We start from the raw sequence: 15,846 nt of genomic DNA on the forward strand, positions 1-15,846 counted from the left end.
AGGTGCCAATGTGGGTCGCGTGATTCGCTTGGGTTCCCGTAATGTTGTTGATCAGTAGTCTGCTCAGTTTGGTATTCGCCGGCCTTGCCGTGGATGTGACCGGGACCGCCCGCACTCCCGGCGGTGAGCATGACCCCGACGACCCGCCTTTTCCTGAATCATCCGATCGCGACGCGCCCAAGGGGCTGACGGCCGAGGGCAGCGAGGGCTCGGACTGGCTGGCCGGCGGCGATGGCGACGACCTGTTGACCGGCCTTGGCGGCAACGACGACCTGCATGGCGGGCTGGGCAGCGACACGCTGCTGGGCGGCGACGGCACCGACTGGATCTATGGCGACGGCGACTATGGACCGGGCGGCGACGATTCCATCGACGGCGGCGCGGGCGACGACTATCTGGCCGGGCAGGGCGGCAACGACACCGTGCATGGCGGCCCCGGCAACGACACGATCTTCGGTGGCGAGGGGGACGACCTGCTGACCGGGGGCGACGGCGACGACTGGATCTCGGGCAATGCCGGCAACGACACGCTGATCGCCGGCGGCGGCGAGGATGACCTGGACGGCGGCGAGGGCGACGATTTGCTGATCGGCTCGGCCGAGCCCGAGCGGGCCTGGCTGCATGGTGCCGCCGGCCACGACACGCTGCAGCCCGGCCTGGGCGATTTCGCCGAGGGCGGCGAGGGCGAGGATCTGTTCCTGCTGGACGTGCCGGGCGAGGATCTGGACGATCCGGGCGAGACGCTGCCGGTCATCGCCGATTTCGACCGGGATCTGGACCGGATCGAGCTGCGCTATCACGGCGACGGCCCCGATCCCGTGGTCGCGCTGGAGCGCGAGACCGACGGATCGGCGGTGATCCGCGTGGACGGGATGGCGGTGGGCCGGGTGTTGCAGGCCGAAGGGCTGCGGGTTGCCGACATCGCCCTGACGCGGATCGCACCGGGCGGCTGAGCCGCAGAAAACCCTTTCCTTTTCGGCCGATTTTGCCTATACGCCCGCATCCGACCGGGCGATTCCGGCGGATCTCTCCACGGGCCTGTGCTGGACGACATCCCGGCCTGTGCCATAACCCTTTGATCCTGAAAGGAGACCCCGATGTCGATCACCGTCGAGGAAAAGAACCGCGTGATGACCGAATTCGCGACCAAGAAAGGCGACACCGGCTCGCCCGAGGTGCAGGTCGCCATCCTGTCGTCGCGCATCGCCACGCTGACCGAGCATTTCAAGACCCACAAGAAGGACAACCATTCGCGTCGTGGTCTGCTGAAGCTGGTCGCGCAGCGCCGCAAGCTGCTGGACTACCTGAAGCGCAAGGACGAAGCCCGCTATACCGACCTGATCGGCAAGCTGGGCCTGCGCCGCTGACCGGCCGGCCGCGATCCCGCGGCCCTTGGATTGCAGGAAACGCCCGCGGCAAAGGCTGCGGGCGTTTTTCGTTGCGGTGCGGCCGGTCAATTAAAATCCAACGAATTGCTTTCTGGATTCCTAACGGGCGGCCTTTATCCTGTGGCTGTCTTCAAGATGGAGATCGTAAGATGGTAATCAGTTCACTTTTCAAGCCTATTTCCTCTTCTGCCCCAGCCGCCGCCTCGGGGGCCGGTGCGACGCCCTTGCAGGCTGTCTCGAACGCCGTCGATACGCTGGCCGGATCGCTGCTGGGCGTGAAGCCCGCGGATGGCGACGGGGTCCGGTTCGACTTCTCGTCCCAGGCGATGCAGGCTTCTGCCGATGGCGCGGCCCCGGCCGATGAACCACCGGCCCCTGTCGCCGCCGCGGCCGCGAAGCACCCGGCGCCCGAGGCTGCAGTCCCTGCCGCGGCCCAGGCCCCGGCCGGGGGCGCCGATCCGGCGGAGGCGGCAGCGGGGCCTGCCGCCGTGGTGCTGGCCGCGCAGGCTCCGGCCCAGGCGGCGGCCGCGTCTGGCGGGGTTGATGCGGCCACCCCGGACGAGGTTGCGGCCCCAGCCGCAGCCGCGGCCAGAAGCGTGGCCCAGGCCGCCGATCCCGATGCCGAGGCGCTGGCTCGCGCCTGGGCGATCAAGGCCCAGGACAGGGAGGGCGTGCAGACCATGGTCGATCGCGTCGCCGCGCTCAGCACCCGGCCCTGGCCGACCGACGCGGCCGCTGAAAGGACCGAAAAGGCGGTGAAGGTGCTGAAGGCCGATCAGGAAGCCGCCGCGTCCAGAACGCTGGCCGTGGCCTGATCGCCCCATGCGCGGAACAAGGCGGGCGGCTGCCGACCGGGCGCCGCCCGCTTCGATTCGCAGGGGCGGGGCGGATGCCAAGCCACTTTCCATGTGCCTTGATTTCCTGTATGGGGCGTCTCCATCTGTGACGTGACGCCAGGCCCCTGGGCACATGCGAAGGATAGGGGCGGCGGCAATGGGGCCGCCATTTGACACGGGACGCGACCGGAAGGGCCGGCGCGTCGCCAGAGGAAACCAGATGTTTGATGAAGTGAAGAAATCCATCCAGTGGGGCCAGGAAACGCTCACGCTGGAAACGGGCAAGGTTGCCCGCCAGGCCGACGGCTCGGTCATCGCCACCCTGGGCGAGACCAGCGTGATGGCCAACGTCACTTTCGCGAAAGAACCCAAGCCCGGCCAGGACTTCTTTCCCCTGACGGTGCATTACCAGGAAAAATACTATGCCGCCGGCAAGATCCCCGGCGGTTTCTTCAAGCGCGAGGCCCGGCCTTCGGAAAAGGAAACCCTGACCGCGCGCCTGATCGACCGTCCGATCCGCCCGCTGTTCGCCCCCGGCTTCAAGCATGAAGTGCTGGTGATGTGCACGGTGCTGAGCCACGATCTGGTCAACGATCCCGACATCGTCGCCATGATCGCCGCCTCGGCCGCGCTGACGATTTCCGGCGTGCCCTTCATGGGCCCGATCGCCGCCGCCCGCGTCGGCTTCGCCAATGGCGAATACGTCCTGAACCCCGAGGTGCAGGACATGGACCAGCTGCGCGGCAACCCCGAGCAGCGGCTGGACCTGGTGGTCGCCGGCACCCGCGACGCGGTGATGATGGTCGAATCGGAAGCCTATGAGCTGACCGAGGCCGAGATGCTGGGCGCGGTGAAATTCGGCCACGAGGCGATGCAGCCGGTGATCGACCTGATCATCGACCTGGCCGAGGCCGCCGCCAAGGAGCCCTTCCCCTTCGCCTCGCCGGATTACAGCCCGCTTTACGCCCGCGTGAAATCGCTGGGCGAGACCGAGATGCGCGCCGCCTATGCCATCCACGACAAGGGTGAGCGCCGCGACACCATCGAGGCCGTGAAGGTGAAGATCCTCGAAGGGCTGACCGAGGAAGAGCGGCTCGACCCGAACCTGGGCTCGGCGCTGAAGAAGCTGGAATCGGGCATCCTGCGCGGCGGCATCATCGACGGCCGCCCGCGCATCGACGGCCGCGACAACAAGACCGTGCGGCCCATCGACTGCGAAGTGGGCTTCCTGCCGCGCACCCACGGCTCGTCGCTGTTCACCCGCGGCGAGACGCAGGCACTGGTCGTGACCACGCTGGGCACCGGCGACGATGAGCAGATCATCGACGCGCTGCATGGCAATTCCCGCTCGAACTTCCTGCTGCACTACAACTTCCCGCCCTATTCGGTGGGCGAGGTGGGCCGCGTCGGCAGCCCCGGCCGTCGCGAGATCGGCCATGGCAAGCTGGCTTGGCGTGCGCTGCAGGCCGTGCTGCCGGCCGCGACCGACTTCCCCTATACCATCCGCGTGGTTTCCGAGATCACCGAGTCGAACGGCTCGTCCTCGATGGCCTCGGTCTGCGGCGGTTCGCTGTCGATGATGGATGCGGGCGTGCCGCTGAAGGCGCCGGTCGCCGGCGTCGCCATGGGCCTGATCCTGGAAGAGGACGGCCGCTGGGCGGTGCTGACCGACATCCTGGGCGACGAGGACCACCTGGGCGACATGGACTTCAAGGTCGCGGGCACGGAAAACGGCATCACCAGCCTGCAAATGGACATCAAGGTCGCGGGTATCACGCCCGAGATCATGGAGCAGGCGCTGGCCCAGGCCAAGGACGGCCGGCTGCACATCCTGGCCGAGATGTCCAAGGCGCTGTCCGAAGGCCGGCGCGAGTTCAGCGCCCATGCCCCGCGCATCGAGACGATGACCATCCCGACCGACAAGATCCGCGAAGTGATCGGCTCGGGCGGCAAGGTGATCCGCGAGATCGTCGAGACCTCGGGTGCGAAAGTCGACATCAGCGACGACGGCACCATCAAGATCGCCTCGGCCAATGCCGATTCGATCAAGAAGGCCTATGACATGATCTATTCGATCGTGGCCGAGCCGGAAGAGGGCAAGGTCTATGTCGGCAAGGTCGTGAAGCTGGTCGATTTCGGCGCCTTCGTGAACTTCTTCGGCAAGCGCGACGGGCTGGTGCATGTCAGCCAGATCGCCAACAAGCGCCTGAACCACCCCAACGAGGTGCTGAAGGAGGGCCAGGAGGTCAAGGTCAAGCTGCTGGGCTTCGACGACCGCGGCAAGGTGCGCCTGGGCATGAAGATGGTCGACCAGGAGACCGGTGAAGAGATCACCGAGAAGAAAGAGGAATCGGCCGAGGGCTGAGGCTTTCGCCGCGATTCGACTGTTGGAGCCTCGGCAATGCCGGGGCTCCTCCATGTTCGGCGGGACGGGATATCAACGATGCAGACGAATTGGCCGATCTTCGTATTGACATTGGCAGGCGACGAGGCGCGTCGTCAGCCATTGTTGGACCGGCTTGCCGAAAACGGCTTGCAATGGCGCCTGGTCTACGGGGTCGATGGACGGCGGGGCCTGCCGCCGGAATACTTGCCGATGATCGACCGCGACGCCGCTCAGGATCGACTGAAACGGCCGATGACGGATTCGGAATTTGCCTGCGCCTTGTCGCATCGGCGTATTTACGAGATTATCATGGCCGAGGGTCTTGATGGGGCGCTCGTGCTTGAGGATGATGCAATCCTGACGCCGGACTTTCCCGACTTCATTCGTGCGGGGCACCATTTGACCGATACGTTGGCCTTGCTGTATCACTATTCCGGCCGCGCGCTGCCCTGGCAACGCAGGAAAGCCGGTCGGTGGTTGATGTATCGTCCGACGCGACGGGCATCGGGCTGCACCGGCTACACGCTGTCCCGAAACATGGCGCATGAGCTGTTGCAGGCGATGACCCCGGTCAGTTTCGTGTCCGACTGGCCCGTGGACTTGTATGATTCGCGAGCTTGGTTGGTCGCCCCGCGTGTCGTGCATCATGCCCCTCCGGGACAGGGGCTTTCGCATCTAGCCCAGGAGCGAACCGTTGCGGAGATGCAGCGGCCCTGTGAAAAGAGGAATCCGGCCCGTTTCCTTAAGGCAAGTTATTACCGCGGGCTTGTTCGGCGCAGGCTGGCGCGCCGCGTGGACTCCTAGCATGACACCTTCGGATTATATCGCAGGGGCGGGCCTGTCCTTCCGGCCGGTGCCAGAGGCGCTGGCGGACCCGCGGGGCAGGGTGATTGCCCATCTGCGCCGCCCGGACGGTGTCGATCTGGCCTGCACGGCCGATCTCACGCAAGAGATCGCGCTTTACGAAACCCCCCAGGGCGAGCCGCCGCTTTTCGTTTCCTACTATACCACCGATACGCCATATGAGGCGCTTGCCGCCGATCTGCGCGCCTCGCTGGACCGCCACGGCCTGCCCCATCGGATCGAGCCGGTGGCGTCGCGCGGGTCATGGGTCGCCAATACCGGGCTCAAGGCGCGGGTGATCCAGGCGGCCTGGCAAGACAGCGGCCGCCCGGTCTGCTGGATCGACGCGGATGCGGCGATCCTGCGGCCGCCCAGCTTTCTGATGGGCAATCCCTTTGATGTGGCTTTCGTCCGCCGCGCGGGGTGGGAAGATATTTCCTATTTGATTTACCTTAACGCCACCGAGGCGACGGGCAGGATGCTGGCGGAATGGGTGCGGCTTTGCGACCAGCATCCGAATGTCTGGGATCAGGTGCTTTTCAGCCTGGCCTGGTTCCGCACCGCTCGCGAGACGGCGCTGGCGAGCCAATGGTTCAACGGCGGGGTGTCCCGCACTCCCCGGCCCAAGATCCGCGATCTGCGGGACAGGCTGTTCTATTATCCGTTCGGGCGCAAGATCCGGCCCTTCATCGACCAGAAACAGGCATCGCGCCGGCTCAAGGCCTATGTGAACGCCTCGGCCCGGCCGAAGGATGAGATCGGAAGCGACGACCTGAGCGCTGGCTATCGCGCCGCGCTGGCGAACCTTGATTTCAGTTTCGATCCGCAACTGGATGCGATCGTCTCGCGGCGGACATAGGCGAATGGTCAGGCGCAGGAAATCCCGGCTAGAGCGCTTCTTTTCGCTCAATCAGCATCGCAAGCGTTGGGGCGCGCGGCGACATGTCCTGGCCGCCCCCGACCTGGTCGCGATGCGCGAGCGGATCGTCCAGGCGGGCGAGCCGGTGCAGACCCGCGGCTCGGATAAGTCGCTGGAGCGGCACCTGGCGAACCTGCGCTGCGAGTTTTCGGGCCGCCCGGAGCTTTTGCTGCATCACGCCACGCTGATCGTTCTGATCCGTCGCGAGGTGCGGCTGGCCGAAAGTCTCGGCCAATTCACCGCGCTTTGGGCGCAGGAGGCGGAGTTTCTGTGTCGGCACCTGAACCTGCGCTGGCTGATCTCGGCGGCGGATACCTTTGCCGACCATGGCCCTGATCCGCAGGCCCGCGCGGTCGCGATGATGGCCTCGCTTCTGGCCAATACCGTCAAGATCGGTGAATCCGACCGCTATGTCCGCGGTTCGGAGACATCGGCGCCGCTGCCGGAGCGGATCGAAGAACTCCAGACCGAACTGGTTCCGCTTTTCGAGGGGATGTCGGTTTTTACCGTCGGCACCGACGATACGCTGCGCAACATGTATTGGCGGCTGGAGCCCTTCTTCGCCGCCGGTTCTGCGGGGATGATCCTCAAGACGGTCTATGATCGGATGCAGGTCAACGATACGGCTTTTGCCCGGCTCCGGGCGCTGCACCGCCGCGACCGCACCGGTTGGTGGGAGGACGAGACATGAGTGTCCTTGGCTTGTCGGATTGCTTGGTCGCGAGGGGCGAATAGATGCGCCTTCCCGCCTATCTCATCAACCTTGACGGCTCGGACGAGCGGCTTCGTTCAGCCTCCCGGCAGTTGGACGAGGCGGGCGTGCCCTTCGAGCGCGTCCCGGCCTTTGACGGCAGGGCGCTGCGGGTCGAGGAATTTCCCGATTACGATCCCGCTGGGGCGATGGCCTATATGGGCCGGCCTTTGCGCGGGGGCGAGATCGGCTGCTATCTCAGCCATCTCGACTGTGCGCGGCGCTTTCTGGACAGCGGCGCCGAATATGGCCTGGTGTTCGAGGATGACATGCAATTGCAGCCTGGCTTTGCCGAGGGGATGCGCATCCTCATGGGCTGGCTGGACCGGCATGATCGCGACTGGGATCTGATCAATTTCGGCGCCAGACAGCACAAGATCTATACCCCGGTCATGGGGTTCGAGGTTGCGGGTCGGCATCATGAGCTGACCCGCGCCCATTACTTTCCGATGACGGCCACCGCGCTGCTCTGGTCGCGGCAGGGGGCCGAAACCTTTATTCGCACCCATCGGCGCATCACGGCGGGCGTGGACAATCATTTCCGCCACTGGCTGACCCGCAACGACCGGGGGCTGGCGGTCTGGCCGCCTCTGGTCACGACGACCGGCGTGGAAAGCCAGATCGAAGACGGCAAGGGCAAGCGGTCGGCAGGCGGGCGGCACCCGCTTTACGGATTGATCAAGCAACGCCGGCAGATCGTCAACAAGCTGATCGCGTGGCGTCACAAGCGGCGGCTGGCGCGCCGGTAGAAAGGCCGCGGGCGGTGCCGCGGCCTTTGCAGGATCAGGCCGGATCCTTGGCAAAGCGCAGATAGGGCAGCGCCTTGTTCAGCTGGCCGTATTTCGCCTCGGCCGCCGCGTCGTCCAGCGCCAGCGCCACGATCACGTCCTGGCCCGGTTCCCAGTTCGCCGGGGTGGCCAGCGGCACGCCGTCGGTCTTTTGCACCGCGTCCAGCGCGCGGATGATCTCGGCGAAGTTGCGGCCGACCGACATCGGATAGGTCATCGTCAGCCGCACCTTCTTGTCCGGCCCGATGATGAAGACCGTGCGCACCGTGGCCGAATGCTGCGGCGTGCGGCCCTCGGTCGGCAGGTAATAGTCGGCCGGCAGCATGTCATAGGCCTTGGCCACCGTCAGTTCGGTGTCGTCGATGATGGCGAAATTCGCCGGGACGCCTGCGACCTTCTCGATGTCGGCCTTCCATTTGCCGTGGTCCTCGGCCGAATCGACCGAGACGCCCAGAACCTTGGTGCCGCGCTTCTCGAACTCGGGCACCAGCTGCGCCACCACGCCGAATTCCGTGGTGCAGACCGGGGTGAAATCGCGCGGATGCGAGAAAAGAACCGCATAGCTGTCACCGATCCAGTCGTGGAAACTGATCTGGCCCTCGGTCGAATTGGCGGTGAAATCCGGGGCGGTGTCGTTGATGCGCAGGGACATTGCAGATCCTTTCGGTTGGCCTTCGGCGACAAGATAGGCATCTGCGGCGGATTGTCCAACTCGATCTGTTCAGTCGTGATAATTCGCAGGGCCGCTGCGGCTTGCAGCCCGGTCTTGCGGGTGCCAGTCTGCGGGCCAATCGCAGATCAAGGGAGGCTCTCATGAGCGGACTTGCCGACAAGCGGAAATTCTACATAGGCGGCGAATGGGTTGCGCCGCGCGCGCCCAACGACCTGGAGGTGATCGACCCCTCGACCGAGGAGGCGGTGGCGGTGATCAGCCTGGGCGGCCAGGCCGACACCGATGCGGCGGTGGCCGCGGCCAAGACGGCCTTCCCGGCCTGGGCGGCGACGCCCCCGGCCCAGCGACTGGCCCATGTCGAGAAGATCCTGGAAATCTACAAGCGCCGCGCGCCCGACATGGCCGCCGCCATCAGTGCCGAGATGGGCGCGCCGCAGGACATGTCGCTGAACGACCAGGCCGCGGCGGGCAGCTATCACATCGAGACCTTCATCGAGGCGTTCCGGGATTTCGAGTTCATCCGGCCGCTGCGCCCCGACACGCCGACCAGCATGGTGGCATGGGAGCCGGTCGGCGTGGTCGGGCTGATCACGCCCTGGAACTGGCCGATGAACCAGGTCACGCTGAAGGTGATCCCGGCGCTGCTGGCCGGCGATACCGTGGTGCTGAAGCCCAGCGAGATCGCGCCGCTGTCCTCGGTCGTCTTTACCGAGATCGTGGACGAGGCCGGGCTGCCGCCGGGGGTCTACAACATGGTGAACGGCGACGGTGCGGGCGTGGGCTCGCAGCTTTCGGTGCATCCCGACGTGGACATGATCAGCTTTACCGGCTCGACCCGCGCCGGCATCGCCATCACCAAGGCGGCTGCCGATACGCTGAAGAAGGTGGCGCTGGAGCTGGGCGGCAAGGGCGCCAACCTGGTCTTTGCCGATGCCGACGACAAGGCGGTGACGCGCGGGGCGCGGCATTGCTTCTACAACAGCGGCCAGTCCTGCAACGCGCCGACGCGGATGCTGGTCGAGCGGTCCTTTTACGAAACCGCGGTCGAGCAGGCCCGCAAGGTGGCCGAGGAGACCGCGGTGGCGACGGCCCACCAGCCGGGGCGCCATATCGGCCCCGTGGTCAGCAAGCAGCAATGGGACAAGATCCAGGACCTGATCCAGAAGGGCATCGACGAGGGCGCGCGCCTGGTCGCGGGCGGCCCCGGCCTGCCCGAGGGCGTCAATCGCGGCTATTTCGTGCGCCCGACGGTCTTTGCCGATGTGACCAACGACATGACCATCGCCCGGCAGGAGATCTTTGGCCCGGTGCTGTCGATCATCCCCTTCGACAGCGAGGAAGAGGCGGTCGCGATCGCCAACGACACGATCTATGGCCTGACCAACTATGTGCAGACCAGCGACGGCGCACGGCGCAACCGGCTGGCGCGGCAGCTGCGCGCCGGTATGGTCGAGATGAACGGGCAGGGCCGGGGCAGGGGCTCGGCCTTCGGCGGCGTCAAGGCCTCGGGCCGGGCGCGCGAGGGCGGCGTCTGGGGGCTGGAGGAGTTCATGGACAGCAAGCAGATCAGCGGCTGGGATCCCGATGCCTGACGTGCGGGGCCGCTTGGCGGGCGGCCCTTTTCCTTGCGGGGCCGTGCCGCTAGCATCCGCGCCGCGCAAGTCGAGGGGGCGCGACAGATGAAGACCATCCTGATCACCGGCGGCGGCAGCGGCATCGGCCGGCTGACCGCGCGGCGGTTTCTTGACGCCGGCTGGCGCGTCGGGCTGATCGGCCGGCGCGAGGCGGCGCTGGCCGAGACCGCGGACGGCCATCCGCAGGCGCTGGTCCTGCCCTGCGACGTGACGGTGCCCGAGGCGGTCGATGCCGCCTTTGCCCGCGCGGTGGCGCAATGGGGACGGCTGGACGTGCTGTTCAACAATGCCGGCGCCATCTTGATCTCGCGGCTGATCGACGAGATTTCCTGGGAGGAGTGGCAGGGCGTGGCGCGGGTGAACATCGACGGCATGTTCCTGTGCGCCCGCGCCGCTTTCCGGCAGATGCGGCGTCAGCAGCCGATGGGCGGGCGGATCATCAACAACGGCTCGATCGCGGCCGAGGCGCCGCGCCCCGGCTCGGTGCCCTATACGGTCTCGAAACACGCGGTGACGGGGCTGACGCGGACGCTGGCGCTGGACGGGCGGCCGTTCGGCATCGCCTGCGGCCAGATCGACGCCGGCAATGCCGCGACCGAGATGATCGCCGCCGTGGCGACGCAGGGCGCGCCGCAGGCCGACGGCTCGATCCGGCCCGAGCCGGTGATGGACGCCGCGAACGTGGCCGAGGCGGTGCTGCACATGGCCAGCCTGCCCGAGGGCGCCAATGTGCTGCACATGACGGTGATGGCGACGAACATGCCCTTTGTCGGGCGCGGCTGAACGGGCCCGGACAAGCGAAAGGATCAGGGATGAAACTGCTGCGCTATGGCCCGCCGGGCCGGGAAAAGCCGGGGCTTCTGGACGCCGAGGGCCGCATCCGCGACCTCTCGGCCCATGTCGCCGACATCGCCGGCGCGGTGCTGGGGCCCGAGGGGCTGGCCGGGATCGCGGCGCTGGACCTGGACGGGCTGCCCATCGTCTCGGGCCAGCCGCGGCTGGGGCCCTGCGTGGGCCAGGTGCCGAAATTCGTCGCCATCGGGCTGAACTATGCCGACCACGCCGCCGAGGCCGGGCTGCCGGTGCCGGCCGAGCCGGTGGTGTTCAACAAATGGACCAGCTGCATCATCGGCCCGGACGACGACGTGGTGATCCCGCCCGGCGCGCAGAAGACCGATTGGGAGGTCGAACTGGGCGTGGTCATCGGTTCGCGCGCGAGCCATGTTTCCGAGACGGCGGCGCTGGACCATGTCGCCGGCTATTGCGTGGTCAACGACGTGAGCGAGCGCGAATGGCAGGCCGAGCGCGGCGGCACCTGGGACAAGGGCAAGGGCTTCGACACCTTCGGCCCGATCGGCCCCTGGCTGGTGACGCGCGACGAGGTGCCCGACCCGCAGGCGCTGGAGCTGTGGCTGGAGGTGGACGGGCTGCGCCGCCAGCAGGGCTCGACCGCGACGATGATCTTCGGCGTGGCCGAGATCGTCGCCTATTGCTCGCGGCTGATGACGTTGATGCCGGGGGATGTGATCACGACGGGCACGCCGCCGGGAGTCGGCATGGGCGCGACGCCGCCGGTGTTCTTGCGCGGGGGCGAGATCATGCGGCTGGGCATCGAGGGCCTGGGCGAGCAGCGCCAGAGGGTGCGCTGCCGCGATTGACGGCTGCGGGTGGGCGAGTATTTCGGAAACGGTGAAGCGGAGAGGCTGCGCGGAAGCCGGCAAGGCAGCGGCCGGCGGCGCGGTCGCAATGGGTATTTGGAGAACGAAGAAGGCCGTCAGCTTTCGGCGGCCAGGGTTTCCGCCAGCGTGTCGGTCTTGGTGAAATAGTCGGGCGACAGCCGCAGCACGCCGGGCAGGTCCAGCAGCACGCGGCGCAGGTGCTGGCGGATGGCGGCCTCGGCCCGGTCGGGGTCGCGGGCGGCGATGGCCTCGGCCACGGCGCGGTGCTGGGCCAGCATGGTGTCCTTGGGCGTCATCGCCGTCAGCAGGTGGCGGGCGCGGTCGAGATGCATCTTCATCTGCTGCAGGTGGCTCCAGACCCTTGCCTTGCCGGCGATCGCGGCCAGGGTGGCGTGGAATTCCTCGTCCAGCTGGGCCAGCGCGGTGGGGTCGGCCTCGGCCTCTTGCCGGGCGATCTGGGCGAACAGGGCCTCGCAATCCTGGGGCGGGGCGCAGGCGGCGGCCAGGCGGACGGTGTCGGCCTCGACCGATTCGCGGATGAAGCGCGTACACAGCACCCATTCCATGTCGATGCGGGTGACGAAGGTGCCGCGCTGCGGCCGCACCTCGAGCAGGCCCTCGCCGGCGAGGCGGATGAAGGCCTCGCGCACCGGCTGCCGCGACAGGGCGCATTGGTCGGCGATCTCCTGTTCGGAGAGGCGCGTGCCGGGCGGCAGCTCGCCGCGGATGATGCGCTGGCGCAGGCGGGCGTGCAATTGCGCCGCGAAGGGCGGCGGGCCCCCGGTGGCGGAAAGGGTTTCGGTCGATGCGGGGTCCATGAATCCTCCCTGGAACCCGCATTAGTTCGGGACCGGACCTTGCGTCAACCTTTGGGGCTGCGGTGAAAGCTCATCACCGTGGTCTGGCGGTAGAGCTGCCCCGCCTCCAGCCGCGCCGAGGGATAGCCGGCATGGTTGGGCGCGTCCGGCCAGAGCTGCGATTCCAGCGCGATGCCGGCATGGCGGCCATAGGGCCGGCCGCCAAGGCCGGGCGCGCCGGGCGCCAGGTGTTCGCCGGCATAGACTTGCAGCCCCGGCTCGGTCGAGCGCAGGGTCATCATCAGCCCGTCCGCCTGCAGCACCGCCGCCTTGCGCGGCACGATGCGGCGCCGGTCCGAAAGGCAGAGGTTGTGGTCGATGCGCGGCCCCTTGAGCCGCTCGGCCAGGGTGACGGGATTGCGGAAATCCAGATGCGTGCCCTGGACCGCCGCGGGCGCGCCCAGCGGGATCATGTCCTCGTCCACCGGCAGGTAGGTTTCGGCCGGGACGGTCAGCCGGTGGCCGGCCACGGTATCGGTGCCATCCAGGTTGAAATAGCTGTGCTGGGCGAAGTTGCAGAAGGTGGTGTCGTCCGAGGTGGCCAGGATGGTCAGCATCAGGACCGGGCCGGGCAGGATGGACCAGGTCGCGCGGATCAGCATGGCGCCGGGAAAGCCCATGTGGCCCGCGGGCAGGTGATCGGCCAGCGCCACCGAGCTTTCGTCCCAGTCGGCCAGCATCCAGTTGCGCGTGCCGCAGCCGTCGTGGCCGCCGTGCAGCATGTGGCGGCCGTCCTGGTTGCGGTCCAGTTGCAGCCTTTGCCCGTCCAGCGCCGCGCGGCCATGGGCGATGCGGTTGGCATAGCGCCCGATCACCGCGCCGAAATAGCGCCCCTCGTCCAGATAGGGTGCAAGCCGCGGAAAGCCCAGTACCAGCGGATGCCCGATCCCGGCCAGCCGCAGATCCTGGAGCGAGGCCCCCAGCGTGATGACCGAGGCCGTCAGCCCATGGCCCGAGATCGTCGCCTGCATCACCGGCCGGCCGTCCGGCAGCAGGCCGAATGTGCGTGGCATCATGCCCGGACCCGCGGTTCCGGCCGGCCCTGGGCGTCGGGGTCCAGCAGCCAGGTCCGGCCGTCCTGCGGCCCGTGCCGGCCCTCGGCGGCGCTGGTCACGATCAGCTGCGCAAGGCCGGGGCCGCCGAAGGCCGGGCAGCTGGGCTGGCTGGCGGGCAGGGACAGGCGGCGCAGCAGGCGGCCGTCCGGCGCATGGCAGACGACCGCGCCGCTGCCCCAGCGCGCGTTCCAGAACCGCCCCTGCGCGTCGGTGACGGCGCCGTCGGGGAACTGGTCGGTCCTGGCCAGGTCCAGGAAGACGCGGGCCTCGGCGCAGGGCCAGCCGCGCGCGTCCAGGTCTTGCGACCAGACGGTCTGGGCGGCGGTGTCGGCGAAATAGGCCAGGCGACCGTCGGGAGAAAAGCAGATCGCATTCGGGATGGACATGTTCCCCCGCAGCAGGCGCAACTCTCCGTCAAGATAGCGATAAATCGCCCCCTTTCCAGCCCTTCCGTCGCGTTCCATCGTGCCGATCCAGAAACCGCCGAAAGCATCGGCCCGCCCGTCGTTCGAGCGGTTGCCGGGCCGGTCGGCTTCCAGCGCGGCCAGCCGTTCCTGGCGGCCGTCGCGCAGGTCGAAGCGGATCAGCCCGGTTTCGCTGGCGATCAGCAGGCGGTCGCGGTCGATCCAGCCCGCGGCCGAGACCATCTCGTCGAATCGCCATTCCAGCTCGGTCCCGTCGTCCAGCCGCGACAAAAGCCGGCGGCCGAGGATGTCGAACCAGAAGGGCTGGGCGCGTTCGGGATGCCAGAAGGCGCCTTCGCCCAGTTCGCAGATGCGGGGGTCGAAGACCCGCGCGTTCATGCGCAGGCCCGCAGCGCCGCCACGATGTCGCGCGCGCGGGCCGCAACCGTCTCGGGTCCGTCGCCGGGGCGATAGAGCGCGCTGCCGATGCCGAAGCCCTGCGCCCCGGCATCCAGCCATTCGGCGAAATTCGCCGGGCCGGCGCCGCCCACGGCATAGACCGGCATGTCGCGCGGCAGCACCGCGCGCAGCGCCCTGAGCGTGCCGGTGCCGGCCTGGTCGGCGGGAAACAGCTTCAGCCCGGTCGCGCCCGCGGCGATGGCGGCGAAGCATTCGGTGGCGGTGAAGACGCCGGGCCAGGATTGCAGGCCGCGCGCCCGCGTCGCGCCGATCACCGCCGGATCGGCATTGGGCGAGACGATCATCCGCCCGCCGGCATCGGCCACCTGCGCGACCTCATCCACCGTCAGCACGGTTCCGGCGCCGATGGTCGCCTGCCCGGCCAGCCCCCCTGTCATCCGCCGGATGCTTTCCAGCGGGTCGGGCGAGTTCAGCGGCACCTCGATGCGGTCGATGCCGGCATCGACCAGGGCGCGGGCGACGGGCAGGGCCTCGGCCGGGGTCAGGCCGCGCAGGATGGCGATGATGGGCAGGGTCATGTGTCCTCCGGCAAATCGAGGCTGGCGGCGGCAAGGCCGGCCAGGACCAGCGCCGTGCCGTCCTTGTGGCATGCCTGCGCGCCGGCCGCCAGCAGCAGGGTTTCGTAAAGCCGCGCCAGGTCGGGCGCGCCGATGATCGCGGTCGGGCCGTCCTGCCAGAAGTCGCGCGCCGCGGCCAGTTCGGCGCCGATCAGCAGGCCCGAAAGGCGGCCCGCCGCCCGTTCCGGCGCCAGCCCCTGCAGCAGGGCGGCGGCGCGCAGGGGAAACAGCCCGGATTGCGCGGCATGGGGATCGGCCAGCGCCTCGGCCCCGGCTTCGGCAAGGGCCGCGGGATCGGGGCGGGCCGCGCCGATGGTCAGCCGCAGCACCGACTGGCCGACAAGCAGCGAAAAGACCTCGCCGGTCATGAAGCTGCGGAAACGCTCGACCCGGCCCTGCGACAGGCGGACCCATTTGCTATGCGTGCCGGGCAGGCAGAGCGCGCCGTCGAAACCGGGGTTCTCGGCCAGGAAACCGGCGATCTGTGTTTCCTCGCCGCGCATGACGTCGGGGGGCTCGGCCTGCGACAGGCCGGGCAGGATGCGGACATCCAGCCGCGGGTCGTGGGCGGGGGCGCGGATGGCGCGGCGCGGGTC

General features: G+C 68.1%; 17 protein-coding genes. 11 read left to right on the forward strand and 6 right to left on the reverse strand.

Going from position 1 to position 15,846, the window contains the following annotated elements; genetic code table 11:
* Positions 1–95: 95 nt before the first annotated feature.
* The 8 genes from IT40_RS26920 to IT40_RS19445 all read left to right on the forward strand — a co-directional run bounded on the left by IT40_RS26920 (position 96) and on the right by IT40_RS19445 (position 7,872).
* On the forward strand, positions 96–953 hold the full coding sequence (locus tag IT40_RS26920) for a calcium-binding protein (protein ID WP_244274035.1): 858 nt from the start codon (positions 96–98) through the stop codon (positions 951–953).
* A gap of 144 nt (positions 954–1,097) precedes the next feature.
* Positions 1,098–1,367 carry a 30S ribosomal protein S15 gene (rpsO, locus tag IT40_RS19415; RefSeq protein WP_024842753.1) on the forward strand — a complete coding sequence of 90 codons (270 nt, stop codon included), beginning with the start codon at positions 1,098–1,100 and terminating at the stop codon, positions 1,365–1,367.
* Between the two features lie 170 nt (positions 1,368–1,537).
* On the forward strand, positions 1,538–2,203 hold the full coding sequence (locus tag IT40_RS26925; RefSeq protein WP_147307248.1) for a hypothetical protein: 666 nt from the start codon (positions 1,538–1,540) through the stop codon (positions 2,201–2,203).
* Between the two features lie 241 nt (positions 2,204–2,444).
* Positions 2,445–4,589: a polyribonucleotide nucleotidyltransferase gene (gene pnp / locus IT40_RS19425; RefSeq protein ID WP_036758720.1), complete on the forward strand. Its 2,145-nt coding sequence runs from the start codon at positions 2,445–2,447 to the stop codon at positions 4,587–4,589.
* Positions 4,590–4,667: 78 nt separating this feature from the next.
* The gene (locus tag IT40_RS19430) at positions 4,668–5,414 is read left to right on the forward strand and encodes a glycosyltransferase family 25 protein (RefSeq protein WP_166435619.1); all 747 of its coding nucleotides are present in this window, start codon (positions 4,668–4,670) and stop codon (positions 5,412–5,414) included.
* 1 nt (position 5,415) lies between these two features.
* Positions 5,416–6,312 (forward strand): hypothetical protein, encoded by an 897-nt coding sequence (locus IT40_RS26930; RefSeq protein ID WP_052096157.1) that lies wholly within the window; start codon positions 5,416–5,418, stop codon positions 6,310–6,312.
* Positions 6,313–6,316: 4 nt separating this feature from the next.
* Complete coding sequence (locus tag IT40_RS19440) at positions 6,317–7,063, forward strand: hypothetical protein (protein WP_036758654.1); 747 nt, start codon at positions 6,317–6,319, stop codon at positions 7,061–7,063.
* Between the two features lie 44 nt (positions 7,064–7,107).
* Entirely contained in the window at positions 7,108–7,872 is a 765-nt protein-coding gene (locus IT40_RS19445; RefSeq protein ID WP_036758657.1) for a glycosyltransferase family 25 protein, read from the forward strand.
* 34 nt (positions 7,873–7,906) lie between these two features.
* Here the strand turns inward: IT40_RS19445 and IT40_RS19450 are convergent, their stop codons facing one another.
* The gene (locus IT40_RS19450) at positions 7,907–8,563 is read right to left on the reverse strand and encodes a peroxiredoxin (RefSeq protein WP_036758660.1); all 657 of its coding nucleotides are present in this window, start codon (positions 8,561–8,563) and stop codon (positions 7,907–7,909) included.
* 161 nt (positions 8,564–8,724) lie between these two features.
* On the opposite strand from IT40_RS19450, the gene IT40_RS19455 reads away from it, so the two are divergent.
* From IT40_RS19455 to IT40_RS19465, 3 genes are all read left to right on the forward strand, one after another.
* On the forward strand, positions 8,725–10,176 hold the full coding sequence (locus IT40_RS19455; protein ID WP_036758662.1) for an aldehyde dehydrogenase family protein: 1,452 nt from the start codon (positions 8,725–8,727) through the stop codon (positions 10,174–10,176).
* Positions 10,177–10,263: 87 nt separating this feature from the next.
* On the forward strand, positions 10,264–11,001 hold the full coding sequence (locus tag IT40_RS19460; protein ID WP_036758666.1) for an SDR family oxidoreductase: 738 nt from the start codon (positions 10,264–10,266) through the stop codon (positions 10,999–11,001).
* Between the two features lie 29 nt (positions 11,002–11,030).
* Positions 11,031–11,876, forward strand: coding sequence for an ureidoglycolate lyase (locus IT40_RS19465; RefSeq protein WP_036758668.1), 846 nt, complete (start codon positions 11,031–11,033; stop codon positions 11,874–11,876).
* Between the two features lie 116 nt (positions 11,877–11,992).
* On the opposite strand, the gene IT40_RS19470 is transcribed toward IT40_RS19465, so the two are convergent.
* The 5 genes from IT40_RS19470 to IT40_RS19490 form a co-directional block, all read right to left on the reverse strand.
* Entirely contained in the window at positions 11,993–12,715 is a 723-nt protein-coding gene (locus tag IT40_RS19470) for a GntR family transcriptional regulator (RefSeq protein ID WP_036758671.1), read from the reverse strand.
* Between the two features lie 44 nt (positions 12,716–12,759).
* Positions 12,760–13,770, reverse strand: a complete 1,011-nt coding sequence (locus IT40_RS19475; RefSeq protein WP_243700116.1) for an aldose epimerase family protein — start codon at positions 13,768–13,770, stop codon at positions 12,760–12,762.
* Complete coding sequence (locus IT40_RS19480; protein WP_036758674.1) at positions 13,767–14,612, reverse strand: SMP-30/gluconolactonase/LRE family protein; 846 nt, start codon at positions 14,610–14,612, stop codon at positions 13,767–13,769. The genes IT40_RS19475 and IT40_RS19480 overlap by 4 nt, the downstream gene beginning before the upstream one ends.
* A complete protein-coding gene (locus IT40_RS19485) occupies positions 14,609–15,211 on the reverse strand; it encodes a 2-dehydro-3-deoxy-6-phosphogalactonate aldolase (protein ID WP_036758694.1) in 603 nt (200 codons plus the stop codon). Before IT40_RS19485 ends, IT40_RS19480 begins: the two co-directional genes overlap by 4 nt.
* On the reverse strand, positions 15,208–15,846 hold a 639-nt coding region (locus IT40_RS19490; protein WP_036758695.1), incomplete at its 5' end, for a 2-dehydro-3-deoxygalactonokinase. The genes IT40_RS19485 and IT40_RS19490, both read right to left, overlap by 4 nt.

It is taken from the genome of Paracoccus versutus (assembly GCF_000763885.1).
GTDB lineage: Bacteria > Pseudomonadota > Alphaproteobacteria > Rhodobacterales > Rhodobacteraceae > Paracoccus > Paracoccus versutus.